The 620-nt window shown below is 68.2% G+C and carries 1 protein-coding gene; it reads left to right on the top strand.

The window, feature by feature from the left end; all coding sequences use genetic code 11:
• On the top strand, positions 1-620 hold a 620-nt coding region (locus HLH25_RS19940), incomplete at both ends, for a 1-deoxy-D-xylulose-5-phosphate synthase N-terminal domain-containing protein (RefSeq protein WP_281376883.1).

Genomic DNA, 620 nt, shown 5'->3' with positions numbered 1-620 from the left:
CGCCATGTCCAACTACCTGTCGCGGCTGATGTCCTCGCGCCAGTTCCTCGGCCTGCGCGACCTCGCCGGCAAGGTGGCCCGCCGCCTGCCCGAGCGGCTGGAACGCACCGCGAAGAAGGCCGACGAATATGCGCGCGGCATGATCACCGGCGGCACGCTGTTCGAGGAACTGGGCTTCTATTACGTCGGCCCGGTCGACGGCCACGACCTCACCCAGTTGGTGCCGATCCTGCGCAATCTGCGCGACGCCGACGACAAAGGCCCGATCCTGCTGCACATCCTCACCGAGAAGGGTCGCGGCTACCGCCCGGCCGAATCGGCGGGCGACAAATATCACGCGGTGGCCAAGTTCAACGTCGTCACCGGCGTGCAGACCAAGGCGCCCCCCGGCCCGCCCAGCTACACTTCGGTCTTCAGCCGCGAACTGACGCACCGGGCGAAGCAGGACGACAGCATCGTCGCCATCACCGCCGCCATGCCGTCGGGCACCGGGCTCGATGCCTTCGCCCGCGCCTATCCCGACCGCTTCTTCGATGTCGGGATCGCCGAGCAGCATGCCGTCACCTTCGCCGCCGGCATGGCCACCGAGGGGCTGCGCCCGTTCTGCGCCATCTATTCCA

Origin of the sequence: Gluconacetobacter dulcium (assembly GCF_014174165.1) — a bacterium.
Taxonomy (GTDB): Bacteria; Pseudomonadota; Alphaproteobacteria; order Acetobacterales; family Acetobacteraceae; genus Gluconacetobacter; species Gluconacetobacter dulcium.
Note: the sequence above shows the minus strand (reverse complement) of the source record. Positions and strands in the feature narration are given on the sequence as shown.